Below are 18,417 nucleotides of genomic sequence, written 5' to 3' on the forward strand. Positions count from 1 at the left end.
GGAATAATTCGACGAACATTGGTCGATTTCGAGCGAATTTCTCAAATATCGAGCAAAGATTGTAACCTGACACCTTTGGTTGAATTGTAGGTGAGTTCCGCGCGATAGTGCGCCGGGCTCGGGTTTTGACCATGCGCGATCTTTCCGTGAGTTACGCGCGCCTGTTGGAGGCGGCGGAGGCTCGCCGGCGGCATATGCCGTTGCGGGTGATCACCGCCCTGCCGATCGCCCTGGTGGTCTACCTGATCACGGAGTTCAGTTCGGTCTGGGTCTGGATGGGCGTCCATATCGCCGCCCAGGTCCTTGAGGTCTGGGCCATACGCCCTGCCCGGGCGGAATGGCGAAAGCCGTCCTGGGGCCGGATGATCTTCATCGTCGCCCTGTTCGTCCTGCCCGCGTTGATCCTGTCCGGCATCTGCGGGGCTCTGTGGCTGCTCGGCGGAAGCTATGGTCCGGCGCTGGCGGTGTTCCTGATCTCCGGTTCGGTGATCAACCTGATCGTCATCAGCGCCCAGTCGCGCATCGCCTTTCTGACCTCCTCGGCGCCGTACCTGCTGACCGCCGCCCTGGTGGTGATCTTCGACCCCGACGTGACGCCTTTCTACCGGCCGGTGACCATCCTGGCCTGCCTGCTGATGCTGAGCAGTTCGTTGGTCACCTGGCGAATGTTCGAGCGGGCGATCACGGCGCAGAAGGACGCTCTGAACGAGGCCGAGGCGCGACGCTTGGAGGTGGAGGCGGCGCTGCGGGCCAAGGCGGGCTACATCGCCACGGTCAGCCAGGAGCTGAAGTCGCCGATCAACGCCATCCTGGCCGCCGCCGCCCAGTTGCAAGGAACACATCCGCCGGCGGCCGAGGTGCGCGGTCTGGGACAACGCATCGCCCGCTCAGGCTCGACCATGCGCGGCCTGCTCAACGACTTGGCCGACTTCGCCAGGCTGGAGTCGGGGGGGATGCTGGTGGAGCACATTCCCTTCGACCTGCGCCGGAAAGGGCACGATGTTCTGCGGGCCTGGCGGCCGGCGGCGCGGCGCAAGGGATTGCGGCTCAAGCTCGAAGGCGCCGCGACCTTGCCCCGATGGGTCAATGGCGACCCCATGCGGATCAGCCAGGCGCTGAACGCCCTGTTCGCCACCGCGATCCGCAACGCTGAGGGCGGCTCCGTCACCATCCGTTTGTCGGCCAAGAGTGGTGATGACGGGCGGATCGGGATCACTGTGGTGCTGATTGACACCGGTCCCGCGCCTTCGACCGAAGAGCTGGAGGCGCTCTTCTCCCCCTTTGACAGGGCGTCGCCCCGCGTGGGGGGCTCGGGCCTCGGTCTGGCGATCAGCCGCGAACTAGCGCGGCTGATGGGGGGCGACCTGACCGCCGTGGCGGGCGCGGAGGAGGGAGCGGTTTTCACCCTCAGCTTCCGCGTCTATCCCATCGACGCGCCCGAGCCTCAGGACATTCTGACGGCGGTGATCGGGGCGCGGGTGCTGGTGGCGGCGCCGTCGGCGCTGCACCGCGCCGCCATGGAGCTTTTGCTGCCGTTGGGCCTGCGCCCGGCGGTCGCTGAGAGCGGCGAAACGGCCCTGGCCATGCTCGACCGCCAGGCCTTCGATATTGTCCTGATGGGAACCGGCCTGCCTGGCTTGAACGGGTTCGAGGTGACGCGCCGTCTGCGCACCAGCCCCAGCGGCAATCGGGCCATCCCGGTGGTGGGTCTCGTCCCTTCGGCCGCGCCGCGCGACTGGGACGGCTGCCGGCGCGCGGGGATGAACAGCTGGGTGGCGGCGCCGATCGACGGGGCCGAGCTCTACGCCGCCATGGCCGAGGCCCTGGTCACGCGCCGCCGCGCGCGGGAGACGGCTCCGGCCTAGCCGGCAAGCAGGTCTGACAGCCGCGCTCGCAAGGCCGCCTCGTCCTTCATCTCGCACTCCCAGATCGTCTCGACCCGCCAGCCGGCGGCGGCCAGGGCCTCGCGGGAAGCCGTGTCGCGCGAGCGGTTGCGGCCGATCTTGGCTTGCCAATAGTCGGCGTTGGCCTTGGGCTCCCGCGCGCCGCGCTTGCAGTCATGGCCGTGCCAGAAGCAGCCGTGGATGAAGATCGCCAGCTTGCGGCCCGGCAGGACCACGTCCGGCGAGCCGGGCAGGTCCTTGCGGTGCAGGCGATAGCGCGCGCCAAGCTGCGTCAGCAGCCGGCGCACGCTCATCTCGGGTTTGGTGTCCTTACCCTTGATCCTGGCCATGACCGCCGAACGCTTTTCGGCGTCGAACACGTCGGTCATGGCCTTTAGACCTACAGCCCCTCGAACAGGGCCGTGGACAGGTAGCGCTCGGCGAAGCTGGGGATGATCGCCACGATCAACTTGCCGGCATAGGCGTCCTGGCTGGCCAGGTGGAAGGCCGCGGCCAGGGCCGCGCCGGAGGAGATGCCCACCGGCAGGCCTTCGACCGCCGCGGCCTTGCGGGCCATGGCGAAGGCGTCGTCATTGCCGACCTGGACGATGTCGTCGATCACGCCGCGATCCAGGATGCCGGGCACGAAGCCGGCGCCGATGCCCTGGATCTTGTGCGGGCCAGCCGCGCCGCCCGACAGGACGGGCGAGGCCTCGGGCTCCACCGCCACCATCTTCAGGGACGGCTTGCGGGCCTTCAGCACCTGGCCGACGCCGGTGATGGTGCCGCCGGTGCCGACGCCGCTGACCACGGCGTCAACCTTGCCGTCGGTGTCGTTCCAGATCTCCTCCGCCGTGGAGACGCGGTGGATCAGGGGATTGGCGCCGTTCTCGAACTGCTGCGGCATGACCGAGCCAGGGGTCTCCTCGACCAGTTCCTGGGCGCGGGCGACGGCGCCGCGCATGCCCTTCTCGGCCGGGGTCAGCTCCAGCTTGGCGCCGAGCAGCAGCAGCATCTTGCGGCGCTCGATGGACATGCTTTCCGGCATGACCAGGGTCAGCTTGTAGCCCTTGGCCGCCGCCACGAAGGCCAGCGCGATGCCGGTGTTGCCGCTGGTGGGCTCGATGATCGCGCCGCCGGGCTTCAGGACGCCCTGGGCCTCCAGAGCCTCGATCATGGACACGCCGATGCGGTCCTTCACCGAGCCGATGGGGTTGAAGAACTCCAGCTTGGCGACGACCTCGCCCTTGGGCTTCAGCTCCGCCGACAGACGGGGCAGGCGGACGAGGGGGGTGTCGCCGATGGTGTCGAGGATGGAGTCGTAGATCTTGCCGCGCCCGGCGCGCTTGTAGCGCGCGGCGTCGTACAGGTTGGAGGCGTCGTCCATGGCGGGGAGTTCCGTGACTGGTTTTCGTTGGCCGGCCCTATGGTCGCGACCTTATGCCGTCGGGGGCGGGCTGTCAGCGGCTCATTCGGCGGCGACGGCGCGGGGACCGGCCGCCAGGGGCTCAAGCAGATGCTCGGCCAGCCAGCGCACCACGGGGACAGCAACGCCGTCGCCCATGACGTGCAGCCCGCCGCTCTGGCTTTTGGGCAGACAGTAGTCTTCCGGCAGGCCCATGAGGCGCGCGGCCTCACGCGCGGTGATCAGGCGCGAGCGGACCTGGCCGTTGTCCACCACCAGAACCGTCTGGCGCGAGGAGCCGCCGCGCGGGGTGCGCAGGCAGCCGGCGAGGCCGTCGAAGCGGACCTCGGCGCGCTGCACGCCGCCGCGCATGCGGCGGAAGACGGCTCCGGCCGCCCGGCCGCCGTCGGAGCGCGCCTTCTCCACCCGGGCGCGGTGCAGGGGAGCCATCATGGCGAGCAGGGCTTCGGTGTCCGCCTCGGCACGCCAGTTCACGGCGTCGTCCGGCTCCAGAATGCTGGCCAGGTCGGCGTTGCGGGCCGGCGGCGCGGGCAGCGACCACCAAGCCCAGGCGTCCTTCAAGCTTTCGGGCAGGCGGTTATGAGCGGCGCGGACGGCCTCGGTCTGGAAAGGGCTGGCGCCGAGCAGATGCGGCGCGATGTGGCGGGCGGCGATGACGAAGATGCGCGGCCGCGACTGCGGCGCGAAGGCGGCGGCGTCGATCTCCAGAGCCCCCACCTTGTAGCCGCGCGCGGCCAGGACTTCGCACAGGGCTCGGAAGTCGCGGCCGCCGTTGGAGGTCAGCAGGCCGCTGACGTTCTCGATCACCAGCACGCCGGGCGCGCGGCCTTCGACGTCGAGGGTCTCCATCAGACGCCAGAAGCCGAAGAAGGCCGAGGACTTGCCGCCGTTCAGGCCCGCGCGGCCGCCCGCCAGGCTGAAATCCTGGCAGGGCGAGGAGGCCCAGGCGAGGTCGGCGCGTCCGGGTAAGGCGGAGGGCTCGACCGCCCACACATCGCCTTCATGCATATGGGCTTGCGCGTCGGGGAAGTTTTCGCGGTAGGTTCGAGCCTTCAACGGGTCGAAGTCGTTGGCGAACAGGCACGCCCAGGCGTCGCCGAGGCCCAGGCGGGCCATGCCGCCGCCGGCGAAGAACTCGTAGAAAGAAAAGGGCGCGGCGCGATTCATCGCCGACGCAGGCTAAAGCGTGTTGGGAAGAGACAAAAAGGAAAAGACGATGCGGAGCGTCGCTGTGCTGGCCCTGGCCGGGTTTCTGTCCGCCTGCCAGACCGCTCCCGTCGGGGCGACGCCAGCTTCGGAAGCCACGTTGCCGGTCCCCGACGCCATTGACGCCTTGGGGACCGAACCCTTCTGGGCGGTGATGATCGACGCCGAGCAGATCGCCCTGACGCGGCCGGAACATCCGCCGGTCACCGCGCCCAATGCGGGCGCGAGCCGCACCGCCTCGGCGACTCGGTGGGAGGCGAAAACGGCGGAGGGCGTGCTGAAGCTGACGGTGACGGCGGGCCCTTGCTCTGACGGCATGTCGGACCGGTCCTACCCCTTCAAGGCCGAGGCCCTGATCGGCGGGCGCAAGCTCAAGGGCTGCGCGGCGGCCGCGGGGGAGCGGGGAGAAAACTAGCCCTTGTTGAGATTCAGCGTCGGGATCGCGGAGGTGGCTTTAGCCTCGTTGTCGTGATGCGGCACGGGCAGAAGCAGTCCGACGGAGATGGCCGCGACGGCGGCCAGGGCGATGAGGGCCTTGAGGGCCATGGTTTGCTCCATAGCGGCATTAAGAATTGTGACAGTTCAACCGATGCGGGTTGAGCCGGGTTCCTAATGTGGAGCTTGCCGGCCGGATTTTGAGCCCGGCCGGCTTCGCCATTTTCTGAAGGCTCAGAGTGCTTCCTAGAAGATCTCGAACAGACCCGCCGCACCCATGCCGCCGCCGATGCACATGGTGACGACGGCGGTCTTGGCCTTGCGGCGCTGACCTTCCATCAGGACGTGGCCGACGCAGCGGGCGCCGGTCATGCCGAAGGGGTGGCCGATGGCGATGGAGCCGCCGTTGACGTTGTACTTCTCCGGGTCGATGCCCAGGCGGTCACGGCTGTAGAGGCATTGCGAGGCGAAGGCCTCGTTCAGCTCCCACAGGTCGATGTCGTCCACCTTCAGGCCATGACGCTCCAGCAGACGGGGCACGGCGAAGACCGGGCCGATGCCCATCTCGTCCGGCTCGCAGCCGGCGACGGCGAAGCCCTTGAAGGCGCCCAGCGGCTTCAGGCCGCGACGCTCGGCCTCCTTGGCCTCCATGATCACCACGGCGGCCGCGCCGTCCGACAGCTGGCTGGCGTTGCCGGCGGTGACGAAGTTCCCCGGACCCTTCACCGGCTCCAGCGAGGCCAGGCCTTCCAGGGTGGTGTCGGGGCGGTTGCACTCGTCGCGATCGACCACGTAGTCCACCAGGCTCTCTTCCTTGGTGACCTTGTCGACCTTCTTCATCTTCACCTGCATCGGGACGATCTCGTCCTTGAACAGGCCGGCGGCCTGGGCGGCGGCGATGCGCTGTTGCGAACGCAGGGCGTACTCGTCCTGATATTCCCGGCTGACATTGTAGCGCTTGGCCACGATGTCGGCGGTGTCGATCATCGCCATCCACAGGGCCGGATGGGTCTTGAGCAGCTTCTCCTCGGTGATGTGGAAGCGGTTCATGTGGCCGCCCATGTTCACCAGGGAGATCGACTCCACCCCGCCGCCGACCGCCACGTCGGCGCCGTCGTTCTTCACGTAGTTCGCCGCCGTCGCGATGGCCTGCAGGCCCGAGGAGCAAAAGCGGTTGATGGTCTGGCCGGACGTGGTCACCGGCAGGCCGGCCCACATGGCGGCGTTGCGGGCCACGTTCATGCCCGTGGCGCCTTCGGGGCCGCCGCAGCCCAGGACCACGTCCTCGACCTCGGCGCCTTCAAGGCCGGCGCGTTGCACCGCGTGCTGGATGGCGTGGCCGGCCATGGCCGCGCCGTGGGTGTTGTTGAACCCACCGCGACCCGACTTGGCGAGACCGGTGCGGGCGTAGGAGACGATGACCGCTTCACGCATGGCGTTTCCCTCTTAAACGTTAGTTTGAATTGAGGGTGACCCTAGGCCAAGCGCAGGGCGAGCGCCAGTTCCCGTAAACGTAAACCAAAGTGACTTAACGTCAGGCGCGGGACAGCATTCCGCCGACGCCGGGAATGGAGGCGAGGGTTTCGTTCAGCAGGTCACGGCCGCCGGCGCGTTCACGCACCCAGGCGGCGGCGACGGGAAGCATGGCTTTCAGGCCGTCCTGATCGACGCCGGCCCGCGACAGGGTCTGCAGCATGGCCATGCCGTCGGACATGGCCGCGCCGGAGGCGCCGCCAGCAGCCTTCATCAGTCCGCCGAAGAGCCCGCCCTTGGCCGGCTGGCTCGCGCCCTCGGCCGCCAGGGCCTGGGCGCCAGGGGCGGCGGCGAACAGCTCAGCCACCTTGCCGGCTTCGCCATGCTTGGCGATCAGCGAAAGAGCGCCGGCCAGGGCCTTGCGGGCCTGGTCATGGGAAAGCGGCGTCTTGGCCGAGATTTCGACGATCAAGTCCTCGATCATCGTGGTCTCCTCAGTCGCGTCCGGGTCGGGGAAGAACGACCAGACCGTCGGGAAGTTCGTTCGGATTGTCGCCGCGAGGCGGCACGTGCTCGGCCAGGATCTGGCCTGAGCGTTCGATGGCGGCGATGAAGCCGCCCGCCGCGTCGTCCCGCTTCAGGCCGGCGATCAGCAGGGCGACCACCTCGTCCCAGACTTCCGGCGGAGCCTTGGCGTAGATGCCCTCGTCGGCCACCACCTCGGCGCGGTGGTCGGCCACCGAGGCGAACAGCAGGACGCCGGTGCGGTCCTGGGTCAGGTGCAGGCCGTGGCTGAGGAACTGCTGCATGGCGGCCTGGTGGACGCGCGCGGTTTTCAGCGGGCCCGGCGTAAGGGCGCGGCGCACCGGGCCGAGCGAGACGACCAGGGCGGCGATGACGAACACCGCCGCCTGCACGGCGATGTAGATCGACAGGGCCGAGAAGATAGTGGCGTCCGTGGCGGTGTCATGCGCCGCCGTCCAGCCGCCGAACAGGTCGGTCAGCATATGCGGCCGCAGTCCTGCGAACAGGGCCAGGGCCGGCAGGACCAGCGCCGAGGCGGCGGCCCAGACCAGCGGCGTCTCGCGATAGTCCGAAACCTCCGGCGCCAGGACGCAGTAGATTTCTCCGGCGGTGGTGCGCTCCGCCGCCGCGACGGCCGCGGCGATGCGTTCGTGATCTTGCTTGCTCAAGTCCATCACCAGCTCCCCGAAGATCCGCCGCCGCCGAAGGAGCCGCCGCCCCCTCCGCCCCAGCCGCCGCCCCCGCCGGACCAGCCCCCGCCGCCGCCCCGTCCGTTGCCCAGGGAGCCGAGAATGATCCACGGCAGGGCCGAGGCCAGGCCCGACCGCCGACGGCGTCGTCCCGGCATCAGCCGGCTGACGAAGAAGAAGATCAGGATGATGACGAAGATCGCCGTGCCCCAACCCTCGCCGCGGCTATCGCGGCTCTCGCTGGCCTGGGCGACCTTGGCCTTGGCCTCGCTGTCAGGAAGTGACAGTTGCTCGAGAATGGCGTCGGTCCCCGCGACCACCCCGCCCTCCATGTCGCCGTCGCGGAACCGCGGCAGGACTTGGCTTTGCAGGATGACGCTGGACAGGGCGTCGGTCAGGACCGGTTCGAGGCCGTAGCCGACCTCGATGCGCACCTTGCGGTCGCTGGGGGCCACGACGAACAGGGCGCCGTCGTCCTCCTTCTCCCGCCCGATGCTCCAGTGGCGGCCAAGCTGGTAGCCGTAATCCTCGATCTCGTAGCCCTGCAGGCTGGGCAGGGTGACGACCACCAGTTGGCGGCCGGTCGTATCCTCCAGCGTCGCCAACTTCTGGGTCAGGTCCGCCTCGGTCTGGGGCGACAAGATGTTCGCCTCGTCGACCACGCGCCCGGTCAGCTTGGGAAAGCTGGGCGCGGCGAAGGCGGGCAGGGCGACAAGGGCCGCAGCCAGGACGAGACCCAAGAAACCCCACCCCCGCTCATTCCCGCGACGGCGGGAATCCAAGCGGTGATTCAGCTTGGGCCCCCGCCTGCGCGGGGGAGAGCGGAAGAGGAGCATGACCTTACTTCGTCGGAGCCGGGGCCGCCGGAGCGTCGAAGCTCACCGACGGCGCCGACTGGGCTGCCGCGCTGGCCTGGAACGGCGTGGCCGGCTTGGCCCAGCGGTGGACAGTCCCGGCCCACAGGGCGCCCGGGAAGGTGCGGATCTCGGTGTTGTAGACGCGGACGCTCTCATTGTAGTCGCGACGCGCGATGGTGATCCGGTTCTCGGTGCCTTCCAGCTGGCTCTGCAGGGCCAGGAAGTTCTGGTTCGACTTCAGGTCCGGATAGTTCTCGGTGATCATCATCAGGCGGCCGAGCACGCCGGACAGCTGGTCCTGCGCCTGGGCGTAGCGTTCGAAGGCGGCCGGGTCGGTGATGGTCGAGGCGTCGACCTTCACCTGGGTGGCGCTGGCGCGGGCCTCGGTCACGGCGGTGAGCACGTTCTGCTCATGGGCGGCGTAGCCCTTTACCGTGGCGACGAGGTTGGGAATCAAATCGGAGCGGCGCTGGTACTGGTTCTGCACCTCGGCCCACGAGGCCTTCACCTGCTCGTCGCGGGTGGGAATGGTGTTCACGCCGCAGCCGGCCAGGCCGATGGCGAGGGCCAGGGGCAGGGCGATCTTGGCGACGTTCTTCAGAAGACGGTTCATTCATCCCTCCAGACCAGGCGGATGCGCCCGGCAGTCACGCTAGATAAGGACAGGCCGAACGCCGTGTCAGGACCTTCGAGGTTAAACCTTGTCCATGTCGGGGCGATGAGATTGATCAAGCGCGGCGGCCTCGCCTAAGGAAAATTTCGACGGGCGCGAAAATTTCGCTTTACGACAAGTTCGACCGCCGCTATCTAAACAATGCTTAGTTCGCGCTGGGCCGTCGATGGGGATATCGGCGGCGATCCCCTCGGCGCGGCGGGCCAGTGCTCGATCCTTGCTTACACACAATCAGACATTCGCAACGCTCGGAGGGCTCCTCATGAAGCTCCAAACCCTCGCGGCCGCCGCCGCCCTGTCCCTGATGTTCGCCGCCCCGGCCCTGGCCGACGGCAAGATCACCGCCACCCTGGCCGCGCCCGTGGCCGCCAAGACCAAGGTCGTCGCCGCCGGCGCCGTGTTCGCCTGCGAAGGCTCCGAATGCGTCTCCGCCTCGGCGCCCAGCCGGGCCCTGACCGCCGCCGGCTGCAAGGCCTTGGCCAAGGAAGTGGGCCGGGTCTCCGCCTATGCCGGCGACCGCAAGGCGCTGGAGGCCGCTGAGCTGGACCGCTGCAACGTCGGCCAGGCCGCCGCCGCGACCCAGACGGCCGCCAACTGAGAATTTTCCCGGCCGCGTATCTGGCCTGATCGTTCCTCGATCAACCACTGGGGCGGCTCCGGCCGCCCCATTTCTTTACTTGGATGAGGGGGCGGCTCCGACCGTCCCTTTTCTTTTGCGCTCATGCTTCTATGTCCAAGATCATGATCACGACGTCCGACATCGTTCCGGCCCTGCAGGCGGCGCTCGCCGCCGCCGCCGCCGAAGCCGGCGGGACAGAGCCTGTCTCGCTCACGGTGGATTACGGTGAGGGCGCCGCAGGAGAAGACCTTCAGGTCGAGGCGGTGGTGGAGCGGGCCACCCGCACCCTGGTGTTCGTTCAAGCCAGGGCGGTTCGCCCTCAGGGTTCCGCAGCGGCGACAGCCAGCGCCGTCTTCCGGGTTCCCGCCGCCGCATAGCTTCCGCTGCAAACGTGAGCGGAGCGCTCGGTTGCGAGGGGCAAAAGCACATGCTATCAGGCGCGCGGCTTCGGCCCGGCGATTTTTAACGATCGCGGGGTCAGCGTGTTTTTCTCGAACGCAATCAAGCCTTTAAAACCGCGGCGAAATTAACCCTTCGCCCGCGGACGACAGACAAACCCACCGGGCGGATTTACGTGGCGGACGATACCAAGACGACGGATGCGGGCGACCGATACGCCCAGGCCCTCTTCGACCTGGCCAATGAGGCCGGTCAAACGGCGGCCGTCGAATCCGATCTGAAGAGCCTGAAGGCTGCTTATAAGGACAGCGCGGATCTGCGCCGCCTGCTGGCCAGCCCTGCCTTCACCGCCGAAGACAAGGCCGCCGGCCTGAACGCCATCGCCAAGAAGGCGAAGTTCAACGCCACCACCATCAAGTTCCTCGGCCTGCTGGCCGCCAACCGCCGCTCGTCCGACCTGATGTCGGCGATCGCCGCCTTCGAGCGCCTGTCGGCTGCTCAGCGCGGCGTTGTCTCGGCAGAGGTGGTCTCCGCCGTTCCGCTCAGCGCCGCCCAATCCAAGGGCGTGGCGCAGGCCCTGCGCACCGCGCTGGGCAAGGAGCCTGAAATCTCGACGCGCGTCGATCCGTCCATCCTGGGCGGTCTGAAGGTGCGTGTCGGTTCGCGTCTGTTCGATGCTTCGCTGAAGTCGAAGCTCGATTCCCTGAAATTCGCCCTGAAGAGAGCCTAAGCCCGCCATGGACATCCGCGCCGCCGAAATTTCGGCCATCCTGAAGTCCCAGATCGCCAACTTCGGCGAAGAAGCCGATGTGTCCGACGTCGGCTCCGTGCTGTCGGTCGGCGACGGCATCGCCCGTGTCTTCGGTCTGGACAAGGTCCAGGCCGGTGAAATGGTCGAGTTCCCGAAAGCCGGTGTGAAGGGCATGGCCCTGAACCTGGAACGCGACAACGTCGGCGTCGTGATCTTCGGCGACGACCGCAACGTGCGTGAAGGCGACGAAGTCCGCCGCCTCGGCGAGATCGTGGACGTGCCGGTCGGCAAGGGCCTGCTGGGCCGCGTCGTCAACCCGCTGGGCGAGCCGATCGACGGCAAGGGCCCGATCAAGAACGTGGCTGAACGCCGCCGCGTGGACGTGAAGGCTCCGGGCATCATCCCCCGCAAGTCGGTGCACGAGCCCGTGCAGACCGGCCTGAAGGCTATCGACACCCTGATCCCCGTCGGCCGCGGCCAACGCGAGCTGATCATCGGCGACCGCCAGACCGGCAAGACCGCCGTGGCGATCGACACCATCCTGAACCAGAAGGCCGTCAACGCCGGCACGGACGAGAGCGCCAAGCTCTACTGCGTGTACGTCGCCATCGGCCAGAAGCGCTCCACCGTCGCCCGCATCGTCAAGACGCTGGAGGACAACGGTGCTCTGGACTACACCATCGTGGTCTCCGCCACGGCGTCGGAACCGGCCCCGCTGCAGTTCCTGGCTCCGTTCGCCGGCTGCGCCATGGGCGAGTGGTTCCGTGACAACGGCATGCACGCCCTGATCATCTATGACGATCTGTCCAAGCAGGCCGTCGCCTACCGTCAGATGTCGCTGCTGCTGCGCCGCCCGCCGGGCCGCGAAGCCTATCCGGGCGATGTGTTCTACCTGCACTCCCGCCTGCTGGAGCGCGCCGCCAAGCTGAACGAGGACTACGGTTCGGGCTCGCTGACGGCCCTGCCCCTCATCGAAACCCAGGCCAACGATGTGTCGGCCTACATCCCGACCAACGTGATCTCGATCACCGACGGCCAGATCTTCCTCGAGACGGACCTGTTCTATCAGGGCATCCGTCCGGCGGTGAACGTCGGCATCTCGGTGTCGCGCGTGGGCTCCTCGGCTCAGATCAAGGCGATGAAGCAGGTGGCTGGTCCGATCAAGGGCGAGCTGGCGCAGTATCGTGAAATGGCCGCCTTCGCGAAGTTCGGCTCGGATCTGGACGCCGCCACCCAGCGCCTGCTGGCCCGCGGCGAGCGCCTGACTGAGCTGCTGAAGCAGCCGCAGTACGCGCCGCTGTCGGTCGAAGAGCAGGTCTGCGTGATCTATGCCGGCACCCGCGGCTACCTGGACAAGATCCCGACCGCCTCGGTCGGCCGCTTCGAGTCCGAGTTCCTGTCGCGTCTGCACAGCCAGCATAAGGATCTGCTGGACGGCATCCGCACCAAGAAGGCCCTGGACGATACGCTGGAAGGCAAGCTGAAGAGCGCGCTGGAAAGCTTCTCGGCGACCTTCGCCTAAGCAGGAAAGCGATGGCCTCGGTCCAACCCAAGCCTCTGGGCGCCAAGTTCGGTGCGTTCGGCGACACCTACGCGGGGCATGGCTCCGCGTCGGTCGACGCCGCGCGCGTCGCGTGCGCGTCCTGGGCTTTGGTTGCCGCCGATCCGCACGGCGCGACGAAGGCGGAGGGCTAGATGTCCGCTGCCCTTGAAACCGCCGGCTATCCGGCCCTCGCCCTGCCGCAGTACGGTGTGGGACGCATCCAGCCGGGCATCCTGCACGGCCGCGATCCCTATACGGGGTTCCAGCGGGCTGCGGGCCTGCAGATGGGTCAGACGGCCGCGCTGGTCGACGCTCATCCTCTGTTCCAAGAGGCGATGGCCGCGGCGCAAGGCCGGACCGTCGTTGATCCGCATCGGCTGAAGAACCTCTTCCTCATCATCGTTCAGGGGTTCGAGGCTCTCGAAAGCCGGAACGTGATCGAATTCGGCTGCTATCGCGGCGGAAGCCTTCTGTTCTTCGCCACCTTGCTGGCGCGGCTCTACCCTGAAGCCCGGGTCTATGGTCTGGACACCTTCAGCGGCATGCCGGCGGCCGACGGGTCGGTCGACTATCATGCGGAAGGCGACTTCAACGACACCTCCCTGGAGTCGATCCAGGAAGAGGCCGATCGTCGCGGTCTGAACAACATCACTCTGGTCAAGGGCTTGGTGCAGGACACCTTCCCCGTCCAGATCCCGGGGCAGGACACCTTCGGCCTGGCCCACATCGACCTCGATATCTACCACCCGATCCGTTATGTGCAGACCGCCGTATGGCAGCGCATGACGCCGGGCGGTTATGTCGTCTATGACGACGCAACAGTGAGCACCTGCCTCGGGGCGACCCAGGCGGTGGAAGAATTGATCCACGAGAAGAACGTGCGCAGCGAGCAAATCTACCCGCATTTCGTGTTCCGTGCGGGTCAGCCTGCTTCCGGACGGGGAGTCTGAGGCATGGCCAGCCTGAAGGAAATGCGCAATCGGATCTCGAGCGTGAAGGCCACGCAGAAGATCACGAAAGCAATGCAGATGGTGGCGGCCGCGAAGCTGCGCCGCTCGCAGGACGCCGCCGAAAGCGCGCGTCCCTATGCGACGCGGCTGGCCAGCGTGATCGCCAACCTGTCGGCCGGGGTGTCGGGCGACGGCCCGAAGCTTCTGTCTGGCACCGGTTCGGACCAGCGTCACCTCGTGGTGGTCGCGACTTCCGACCGCGGTCTGGCCGGCGGCTTCAACAGCGCCATCGTCCGCGCCGCCAAGGACTTCGCCCAGAGCCTGCTGGCCCAGGGCAAGGACGTGAAGATCATCACCGTGGGCAAGAAGGCCCGCGACCCGCTGCGCCGCGTGTTCGGTGAAGAGCGGATCGTGGAGAGCTTCGAGCTCGCCGGTCAGCGCACCCTGACCTTGGCCAGCGCCCAGCCGGTGGCCGACGCCATCACCCGCATCTTCGAAGCGGGCGAGACCGACGTGGTCACGCTGTTCTACAGCCGCTTCAAGTCGGTGGTGTCGCAGGTTCCGACCGCCCGCCAGCTGATCCCGGCGGCCGTGGAGTCCGACGCCCCGAAAAGCGACGCGGTCTACACCTATGAGCCGTCCGAGGAGGAAATCCTCGAGACGCTGCTGCCGCGCTACCTGACGGTTCAGATCCTGTCCGCGCTGCTCGAGAACCAGGCCGGCTTCTACGCCAGCCAGATGAGCGCCATGGACAACGCCACGCGCAACGCCGGCGACATGATCCGCCGCTACACCCTTGAGTACAACCGAACCCGCCAGGCGCAGATCACCAAGGAGCTGATTGAAATCATCTCCGGCGCCGAAGCTATCTGACGAAAGACGATTGAAGCTCGCCATGGCCAAGACCCCTGCTGCTACGGCCCCCAAGGCCGCCGCCCCGAAGGCTGCTAAAGCCGCCGCTCCGAAAGCTGTCGCCGCTGCGCCGAAGAAGGCTGCTGCGCCGAAGGCTCCCGCCGCCAAGGCCTCCACGTCCAAGGCGCTGGTCGCCACCGGCGCCGCCACGGGCCGCATCGCCCAGGTGATCGGCGCCGTCGTCGACGTCGAGTTCACGGGCGCCCTGCCGGCGATCCTGAACGCGCTGGAGACCACCAACACCGACCAGCGCACCGGCGAGACCTTCCGCCTGGTTCTGGAAGTCGCACAGCATCTGGGTGAGAACACCGTCCGCACGATCGCCATGGACACCACCGAGGGCCTGACCCGCGGTCAGCCGGTGACCGACACCGGCGCGGCGATCAACGTGCCGGTAGGCCCGGCCACCCTGGGCCGCATCATGAACGTGGTCGGCGATCCGATCGACGAAGGCGGCGCGATCGCCACCGCCGAGCGTCGTCCGATCCACGCCGAGGCCCCGTCCTTCGCCGAGCAGACCACGACCGCCGAAGTGCTCGTCACCGGCATCAAGGTCATCGACCTGCTCTGCCCCTACACCAAGGGCGGCAAGATCGGCCTGTTCGGCGGCGCCGGCGTCGGCAAGACCGTGACCATGCAGGAGCTGATCAACAACATCGCCAAGGCTTACGGCGGTTATTCGGTTCTGGCCGGCGTGGGTGAACGCACCCGCGAAGGCAACGACCTGTATCACGAGATGATCGAGTCCGGCGTGAACAAGCCGGGCGGCGGCGAAGGCAGCCGCTGCGCCCTGGTCTACGGCCAGATGAACGAGCCTCCGGGCGCCCGCGCCCGCGTCGCCCTGACCGGTCTGGCCCAGGCCGAGTACTTCCGCGACGAAGAAGGCAAGGACGTGCTGCTCTTCGTCGACAACATCTTCCGCTTCACCCAAGCGGGCGCCGAAGTGTCGGCGCTGCTGGGCCGCATCCCGTCGGCTGTGGGCTATCAGCCCACCCTAGCCACCGAGATGGGCAACCTGCAGGAGCGCATCACCTCGACCAACAAGGGTTCGATCACCTCGGTCCAGGCCGTGTACGTCCCCGCCGACGACCTGACCGACCCGGCCCCGGCCACTTCGTTCGCCCACTTGGACGCGACGACCGTGCTGAGCCGCGACATCGCCGCCCAGGCCATCTTCCCGGCCGTGGACCCGCTGGACTCCACCAGCCGGATCATGGACCCGAACGTCATCGGCGAAGAACACTACGCCGTCGCCCGCCGCGTTCAGGAGATCCTGCAGCAGTACAAGGCGCTGAAGGACATCATCGCGATCCTGGGCATGGACGAGCTGTCGGAAGACGACAAGCTGACCGTGGCCCGCGCCCGCAAGATCCAGCGCTTCCTGTCGCAGCCGTTCCACGTGGCCGAACAGTTCACCAACCTGCCGGGCGTGTTCGTCTCGCTGGAAGACACGATCCGCTCGTTCAAGGCGATCTGCGACGGCGGCTATGACCATCTGCCGGAACCGGCCTTCTACAACGTCGGCACCATCGAGGACGCCGTCGCCAAGGCCGAGAAGCTGGCCGCGGAAGCCGCCTGATCATGGCCAAGCTGCACTTCTCCCTCGTCGCGCCCGAGCGCGAGCTGTACTCGGGCGACGTCGATCAGGTCGACGCCCCGGGCACCGAGGGCGACTTCGGCGTCCTGGCCGGCCATGCGCCGTTCATGACGGCCCTCAAGGAGGGCCGCGTGACGGTGCGTGACGGCTCGGCCGTGCGCGTGTTCGACATCCAGGGCGGCTTCGCCGACGTCACCCCGGAAGGCCTGACGATCCTGGCCGAACATGCGGTCGAGGCCGCCTGAGGCGGTTTGTCGCCGTATTACTGTCGTAAACCGTCTCTAGAGGGGTTGCGATAGTGTCCTGCCCGGTGTGTCATGCCGCGCCGTCAAGTTAAGGGGAATTGCCGTATGCGCCTTGTGCTCGCCAGCCTGATCACCGCCGCCACGTTCGGTGTCGCCGTCGCCCAGGATGCGGCCACGCCGCCCCCGGCCGAAACCGCGCCGGCTCCGGCCGCCGCCACCCCGACCGATCCGGCCGCTGTTCCGGCTGCTCCGGCTCCTGAAGCGGCTCCGGCCGCCCCGGCCGAACCGGCTCCGGTCACCTATCCGGACCCGACCGATCCGACGTCGATCGCCATCATCAGCGCTTTGAACGCCATCTGCGTCCCCGGCGTCCAGGACGGCGGCGACCAGGCCGCCCTGGCCAAGGCCGCCGGCTTCAAGAAGAAGCGCGATCAGTGGATCCTGGCCCAGACCAAGCCGTACCAGATCGTCGTCGAGCCGGCCGGCTCGAACAAGAACGTCTGCACCCTGACGATCACCCATCCGACGGGCCTGGCCCAGACGCTGGTGACCGACCTGCACGGCTGGGCCTCGACCCGCGCGCCCATCCTGCAGCTGTACCGCAACGACCAGATGACCGGTTCGGACTTCAAGCGCACCACGGTTTCGTGGGAGCATGTCGGTGAAGGCAACGCCTCGACCGGCATGGTGTTCGTGCAGCTGAAGAAGCTGGACGGCTCGCCGGTGGGCAAGAACGCCGACCAGTCGAACCTGCTCTACAGCGTCCGCAAGTAAGCTTTATCGGGCGTCGGACCTCAGCGGTTCGACGCCCGAATTGTATCTAGGCCGCGGCGCGGGCCTCTTGGGCCAGCCAATCGAGGCAGGCCTCGGCCACGCTTTCCCAGCCGGGCTCGGCGGGAAGCCAGTGGCTCATCTCCGTGAAATTCCGGAAGTGGGCGCCCAGCCGAGCGGCCGTCTGGCGCACGGTGGCCGACGGGTGGATCAGATCGCGATCGCCGGCGATGGCCAGGGCCGGCGCCCCGACCGAGCCCACGGAGGTCGTCATCATAGGGTCCAGCCACCAGTTCAGGGTCTCGAACAGGGCGCGGCCGCTTTCGGCGGTCATGCGTTCGAAGGTCGGGCGGATCTCGTCACGGGGCAGGCGGTCCAGGCTGTAGGTCCGCGCCAGGTCGTACTGTGGATCCACCGCCTGCAGCCAGTAGGCGCCTAGGCTGTAGAGGCCGACGGCGCTGACCGCCTCCTCCATGGAGGCGCCCATGACGCCCCATGGCGCCGAGGGGGCCAGCAGGATCAAGCCGGCGAGCGGCCGGCGCCGCGCCAGCCTTGAGGCCGCCATCTGGGCGACAAGGCCGCCCATGGAATGACCGATGAGAATGGGGGATTCGGGTTGGGCGTCGCAGAGCGCCGCGACGGCGCGGGCATAGTCGCCCATGGACAGTCCCGCCGGATTCTGACCCACCCCATGGCCGGGAAGGTTCGGAGCGAGGACGGTATGGCCGGCGGCCTCGAACGGCTTTCGCAACCGCTCGAACACCCATCCGCCGCAAAACGCCCCGTGGATCATCACCACGGGGCGCCGGGATTGCGAGGCGTCAGGTCGTGACGCCAAGCGCCTTACTTCTTGGCCTTGGGCTTGGCCGGAGCCTTGGGGGCGGCGGCCTTCTTTGGAGCAGTCGTCTTGGCCGGAGCCTTGGCGGCGGCCGGCTTCGCGGCCGGTTTGGCGGCGGGCTTGGCCGCAGCCTTCGGAGCCGCCTTCGCGGCGGGCTTCGCAACCGGCTTGGCCTTCGGCGCGGCCTTGGCGGCCGGCTTCGCCGCGGCCTTCACCGGAGCGGCGTTCTTAGCCGCCGGCTTGGCGGCGGGTTTGGCGGCTGCCTTGGGCGCGGCTTTCGCAGCCGGCTTGGCGGCGGCCTTTGCCGGAGCCTTCTTCACGGCGACCGGCTTGGCGGCGGCTTTCGGCGCGGCGGCCTTGGCGGCCGGCTTTGCGGCGGCGGGCTTCTTCGCGGCCGGCTTGGCGGCAGCCTTCGGAGCAGCCGGCTTGGCGGCGGCCGGGGCCGCGGCGACCGGAGCGGCGGGCTTGGGCGTCGGGGCCGGCGTGGGAGCCGGGGTCGGCGCGACAGCGGCCGGGGCCGGAGCCGGCTTGGGGGCCGGAGCAGGCGCCGCCGGCTTGGCGGGTTGCGGGGCCGGCTTGATGCCCAGCCAGGTGAGAATTTTGTCGATCACTGTATCGGTTCCCT

23 protein-coding genes are annotated in these 18,417 nt (G+C 68.1%); 12 read left to right on the plus strand and 11 right to left on the minus strand.

Annotated elements, in window-relative coordinates:
• Positions 1 to 131 precede the first annotated feature (131 nt).
• Positions 132 to 1,865: an ATP-binding response regulator gene (locus tag P7B02_RS08870; RefSeq protein WP_277785957.1), complete on the plus strand. Its 1,734-nt coding sequence runs from the start codon at positions 132 to 134 to the stop codon at positions 1,863 to 1,865.
• Here the strand turns inward: P7B02_RS08870 and P7B02_RS08875 are convergent.
• The 3 genes from P7B02_RS08875 to P7B02_RS08885 all read right to left on the minus strand — a co-directional run bounded on the left by P7B02_RS08875 (position 1,862) and on the right by P7B02_RS08885 (position 4,476).
• Positions 1,862 to 2,272 carry a very short patch repair endonuclease gene (locus tag P7B02_RS08875; RefSeq protein WP_277785958.1) on the minus strand — a complete coding sequence of 137 codons (411 nt, stop codon included), beginning with the start codon at positions 2,270 to 2,272 and terminating at the stop codon, positions 1,862 to 1,864. The two genes, P7B02_RS08870 and P7B02_RS08875, sit on opposite strands and share 4 nt — an antisense overlap.
• A gap of 11 nt (positions 2,273 to 2,283) precedes the next feature.
• A complete protein-coding gene (gene cysK, locus P7B02_RS08880; protein WP_277785959.1) occupies positions 2,284 to 3,270 on the minus strand; it encodes a cysteine synthase A in 987 nt (328 codons plus the stop codon).
• An 81-nt stretch (positions 3,271 to 3,351) separates the two neighbouring features.
• Positions 3,352 to 4,476, minus strand: a complete 1,125-nt coding sequence (locus P7B02_RS08885) for a DNA cytosine methyltransferase (RefSeq protein ID WP_277785960.1) — start codon at positions 4,474 to 4,476, stop codon at positions 3,352 to 3,354.
• 49 nt (positions 4,477 to 4,525) lie between these two features.
• Here P7B02_RS08885 and P7B02_RS08890 point away from each other — a divergent pair, with 49 nt between their 5' ends.
• A complete protein-coding gene (locus P7B02_RS08890) occupies positions 4,526 to 4,930 on the plus strand; it encodes a COG3650 family protein (protein ID WP_277785961.1) in 405 nt (134 codons plus the stop codon).
• Here P7B02_RS08890 and P7B02_RS08895 read toward each other — a convergent pair.
• From P7B02_RS08895 to P7B02_RS08920, 6 genes are all read right to left on the minus strand, one after another.
• The gene (locus P7B02_RS08895) at positions 4,927 to 5,061 is read right to left on the minus strand and encodes a hypothetical protein (RefSeq protein WP_277785962.1); all 135 of its coding nucleotides are present in this window, start codon (positions 5,059 to 5,061) and stop codon (positions 4,927 to 4,929) included. The two genes, P7B02_RS08890 and P7B02_RS08895, sit on opposite strands and share 4 nt — an antisense overlap.
• Before the next feature lie 135 nt (positions 5,062 to 5,196).
• Entirely contained in the window at positions 5,197 to 6,384 is a 1,188-nt protein-coding gene (locus P7B02_RS08900; RefSeq protein WP_277785963.1) for an acetyl-CoA C-acyltransferase, read from the minus strand.
• A gap of 100 nt (positions 6,385 to 6,484) precedes the next feature.
• Positions 6,485 to 6,907, minus strand: a complete 423-nt coding sequence (locus tag P7B02_RS08905) for a hypothetical protein (RefSeq protein ID WP_277785964.1) — start codon at positions 6,905 to 6,907, stop codon at positions 6,485 to 6,487.
• A 10-nt stretch (positions 6,908 to 6,917) separates the two neighbouring features.
• The gene (locus P7B02_RS08910; protein ID WP_277785965.1) at positions 6,918 to 7,622 is read right to left on the minus strand and encodes a TPM domain-containing protein; all 705 of its coding nucleotides are present in this window, start codon (positions 7,620 to 7,622) and stop codon (positions 6,918 to 6,920) included.
• Positions 7,622 to 8,377 (minus strand): TPM domain-containing protein, encoded by a 756-nt coding sequence (locus P7B02_RS08915; protein WP_277785966.1) that lies wholly within the window; start codon positions 8,375 to 8,377, stop codon positions 7,622 to 7,624. Before P7B02_RS08915 ends, P7B02_RS08910 begins: the two co-directional genes overlap by 1 nt.
• 100 nt (positions 8,378 to 8,477) lie before the next feature.
• Positions 8,478 to 9,107, minus strand: a complete 630-nt coding sequence (locus P7B02_RS08920) for a LemA family protein (RefSeq protein ID WP_277785967.1) — start codon at positions 9,105 to 9,107, stop codon at positions 8,478 to 8,480.
• Positions 9,108 to 9,429: 322 nt separating this feature from the next.
• Between P7B02_RS08920 and P7B02_RS08925 the strand changes: the two genes are divergently transcribed.
• From P7B02_RS08925 to P7B02_RS08970, 10 genes are all read left to right on the plus strand, one after another.
• On the plus strand, positions 9,430 to 9,765 hold the full coding sequence (locus P7B02_RS08925; protein ID WP_277785968.1) for a CC_3452 family protein: 336 nt from the start codon (positions 9,430 to 9,432) through the stop codon (positions 9,763 to 9,765).
• Between the two features lie 131 nt (positions 9,766 to 9,896).
• The gene (locus P7B02_RS08930) at positions 9,897 to 10,163 is read left to right on the plus strand and encodes a hypothetical protein (protein WP_277785969.1); all 267 of its coding nucleotides are present in this window, start codon (positions 9,897 to 9,899) and stop codon (positions 10,161 to 10,163) included.
• A 197-nt stretch (positions 10,164 to 10,360) separates the two neighbouring features.
• Entirely contained in the window at positions 10,361 to 10,915 is a 555-nt protein-coding gene (locus P7B02_RS08935) for a F0F1 ATP synthase subunit delta (protein WP_277785970.1), read from the plus strand.
• Positions 10,916 to 10,922: 7 nt separating this feature from the next.
• On the plus strand, positions 10,923 to 12,458 hold the full coding sequence (atpA, locus tag P7B02_RS08940) for a F0F1 ATP synthase subunit alpha (protein WP_277785971.1): 1,536 nt from the start codon (positions 10,923 to 10,925) through the stop codon (positions 12,456 to 12,458).
• An 11-nt stretch (positions 12,459 to 12,469) separates the two neighbouring features.
• Entirely contained in the window at positions 12,470 to 12,631 is a 162-nt protein-coding gene (locus P7B02_RS08945; RefSeq protein ID WP_277785972.1) for a hypothetical protein, read from the plus strand.
• Positions 12,632 to 13,429, plus strand: a complete 798-nt coding sequence (locus P7B02_RS08950; protein WP_277785973.1) for a TylF/MycF/NovP-related O-methyltransferase — start codon at positions 12,632 to 12,634, stop codon at positions 13,427 to 13,429. It abuts the gene before it with no gap.
• 3 nt (positions 13,430 to 13,432) lie between these two features.
• Positions 13,433 to 14,302: a F0F1 ATP synthase subunit gamma gene (locus tag P7B02_RS08955; protein ID WP_277785974.1), complete on the plus strand. Its 870-nt coding sequence runs from the start codon at positions 13,433 to 13,435 to the stop codon at positions 14,300 to 14,302.
• 22 nt (positions 14,303 to 14,324) lie between these two features.
• Positions 14,325 to 15,920 carry a F0F1 ATP synthase subunit beta gene (gene atpD / locus P7B02_RS08960; protein ID WP_277785975.1) on the plus strand — a complete coding sequence of 532 codons (1,596 nt, stop codon included), beginning with the start codon at positions 14,325 to 14,327 and terminating at the stop codon, positions 15,918 to 15,920.
• Positions 15,921 to 15,922: 2 nt separating this feature from the next.
• On the plus strand, positions 15,923 to 16,183 hold the full coding sequence (locus P7B02_RS08965) for an ATP synthase F1 subunit epsilon (RefSeq protein WP_277785976.1): 261 nt from the start codon (positions 15,923 to 15,925) through the stop codon (positions 16,181 to 16,183).
• Positions 16,184 to 16,288: 105 nt separating this feature from the next.
• Positions 16,289 to 16,957: a hypothetical protein gene (locus P7B02_RS08970; RefSeq protein ID WP_277785977.1), complete on the plus strand. Its 669-nt coding sequence runs from the start codon at positions 16,289 to 16,291 to the stop codon at positions 16,955 to 16,957.
• A 46-nt stretch (positions 16,958 to 17,003) separates the two neighbouring features.
• Here P7B02_RS08970 and P7B02_RS08975 read toward each other — a convergent pair whose 3' ends face one another.
• Both P7B02_RS08975 and P7B02_RS08980 read right to left on the minus strand, forming a co-directional pair.
• On the minus strand, positions 17,004 to 17,792 hold the full coding sequence (locus P7B02_RS08975; protein WP_277785978.1) for an alpha/beta hydrolase: 789 nt from the start codon (positions 17,790 to 17,792) through the stop codon (positions 17,004 to 17,006).
• A 5-nt stretch (positions 17,793 to 17,797) separates the two neighbouring features.
• Complete coding sequence (locus P7B02_RS08980) at positions 17,798 to 18,403, minus strand: hypothetical protein (RefSeq protein ID WP_277785979.1); 606 nt, start codon at positions 18,401 to 18,403, stop codon at positions 17,798 to 17,800.
• Between the last annotated feature and the right edge of the window lie 14 nt (positions 18,404 to 18,417).

Source organism: Caulobacter segnis (genome assembly GCF_029543125.1).
Lineage (GTDB): Bacteria > Pseudomonadota > Alphaproteobacteria > Caulobacterales > Caulobacteraceae > Caulobacter > Caulobacter segnis_D.

Coding starts and splice junctions, on each gene's coding strand:
- P7B02_RS08910 (WP_277785965.1), bottom strand. CDS start 7,622: ATGGACTTGAGCAAGCAAGATCACGAACGCATCGCCGCGGCCGTCGCG.
- atpA (WP_277785971.1), top strand. CDS start 10,923: ATGGACATCCGCGCCGCCGAAATTTCGGCCATCCTGAAGTCCCAGATC.
- P7B02_RS08885 (WP_277785960.1), bottom strand. CDS start 4,476: ATGAATCGCGCCGCGCCCTTTTCTTTCTACGAGTTCTTCGCCGGCGGC.
- P7B02_RS08955 (WP_277785974.1), top strand. CDS start 13,433: ATGGCCAGCCTGAAGGAAATGCGCAATCGGATCTCGAGCGTGAAGGCC.
- P7B02_RS08965 (WP_277785976.1), top strand. CDS start 15,923: ATGGCCAAGCTGCACTTCTCCCTCGTCGCGCCCGAGCGCGAGCTGTAC.
- P7B02_RS08900 (WP_277785963.1), bottom strand. CDS start 6,384: ATGCGTGAAGCGGTCATCGTCTCCTACGCCCGCACCGGTCTCGCCAAG.
- cysK (WP_277785959.1), bottom strand. CDS start 3,270: ATGGACGACGCCTCCAACCTGTACGACGCCGCGCGCTACAAGCGCGCC.
- P7B02_RS08925 (WP_277785968.1), top strand. CDS start 9,430: ATGAAGCTCCAAACCCTCGCGGCCGCCGCCGCCCTGTCCCTGATGTTC.
- P7B02_RS08890 (WP_277785961.1), top strand. CDS start 4,526: ATGCGGAGCGTCGCTGTGCTGGCCCTGGCCGGGTTTCTGTCCGCCTGC.
- P7B02_RS08895 (WP_277785962.1), bottom strand. CDS start 5,061: ATGGCCCTCAAGGCCCTCATCGCCCTGGCCGCCGTCGCGGCCATCTCC.
- atpD (WP_277785975.1), top strand. CDS start 14,325: ATGGCCAAGACCCCTGCTGCTACGGCCCCCAAGGCCGCCGCCCCGAAG.
- P7B02_RS08945 (WP_277785972.1), top strand. CDS start 12,470: ATGGCCTCGGTCCAACCCAAGCCTCTGGGCGCCAAGTTCGGTGCGTTC.
- P7B02_RS08970 (WP_277785977.1), top strand. CDS start 16,289: ATGCGCCTTGTGCTCGCCAGCCTGATCACCGCCGCCACGTTCGGTGTC.
- P7B02_RS08870 (WP_277785957.1), top strand. CDS start 132: ATGCGCGATCTTTCCGTGAGTTACGCGCGCCTGTTGGAGGCGGCGGAG.
- P7B02_RS08905 (WP_277785964.1), bottom strand. CDS start 6,907: ATGATCGAGGACTTGATCGTCGAAATCTCGGCCAAGACGCCGCTTTCC.
- P7B02_RS08875 (WP_277785958.1), bottom strand. CDS start 2,272: ATGACCGACGTGTTCGACGCCGAAAAGCGTTCGGCGGTCATGGCCAGG.
- P7B02_RS08930 (WP_277785969.1), top strand. CDS start 9,897: ATGTCCAAGATCATGATCACGACGTCCGACATCGTTCCGGCCCTGCAG.
- P7B02_RS08950 (WP_277785973.1), top strand. CDS start 12,632: ATGTCCGCTGCCCTTGAAACCGCCGGCTATCCGGCCCTCGCCCTGCCG.
- P7B02_RS08920 (WP_277785967.1), bottom strand. CDS start 9,107: ATGAACCGTCTTCTGAAGAACGTCGCCAAGATCGCCCTGCCCCTGGCC.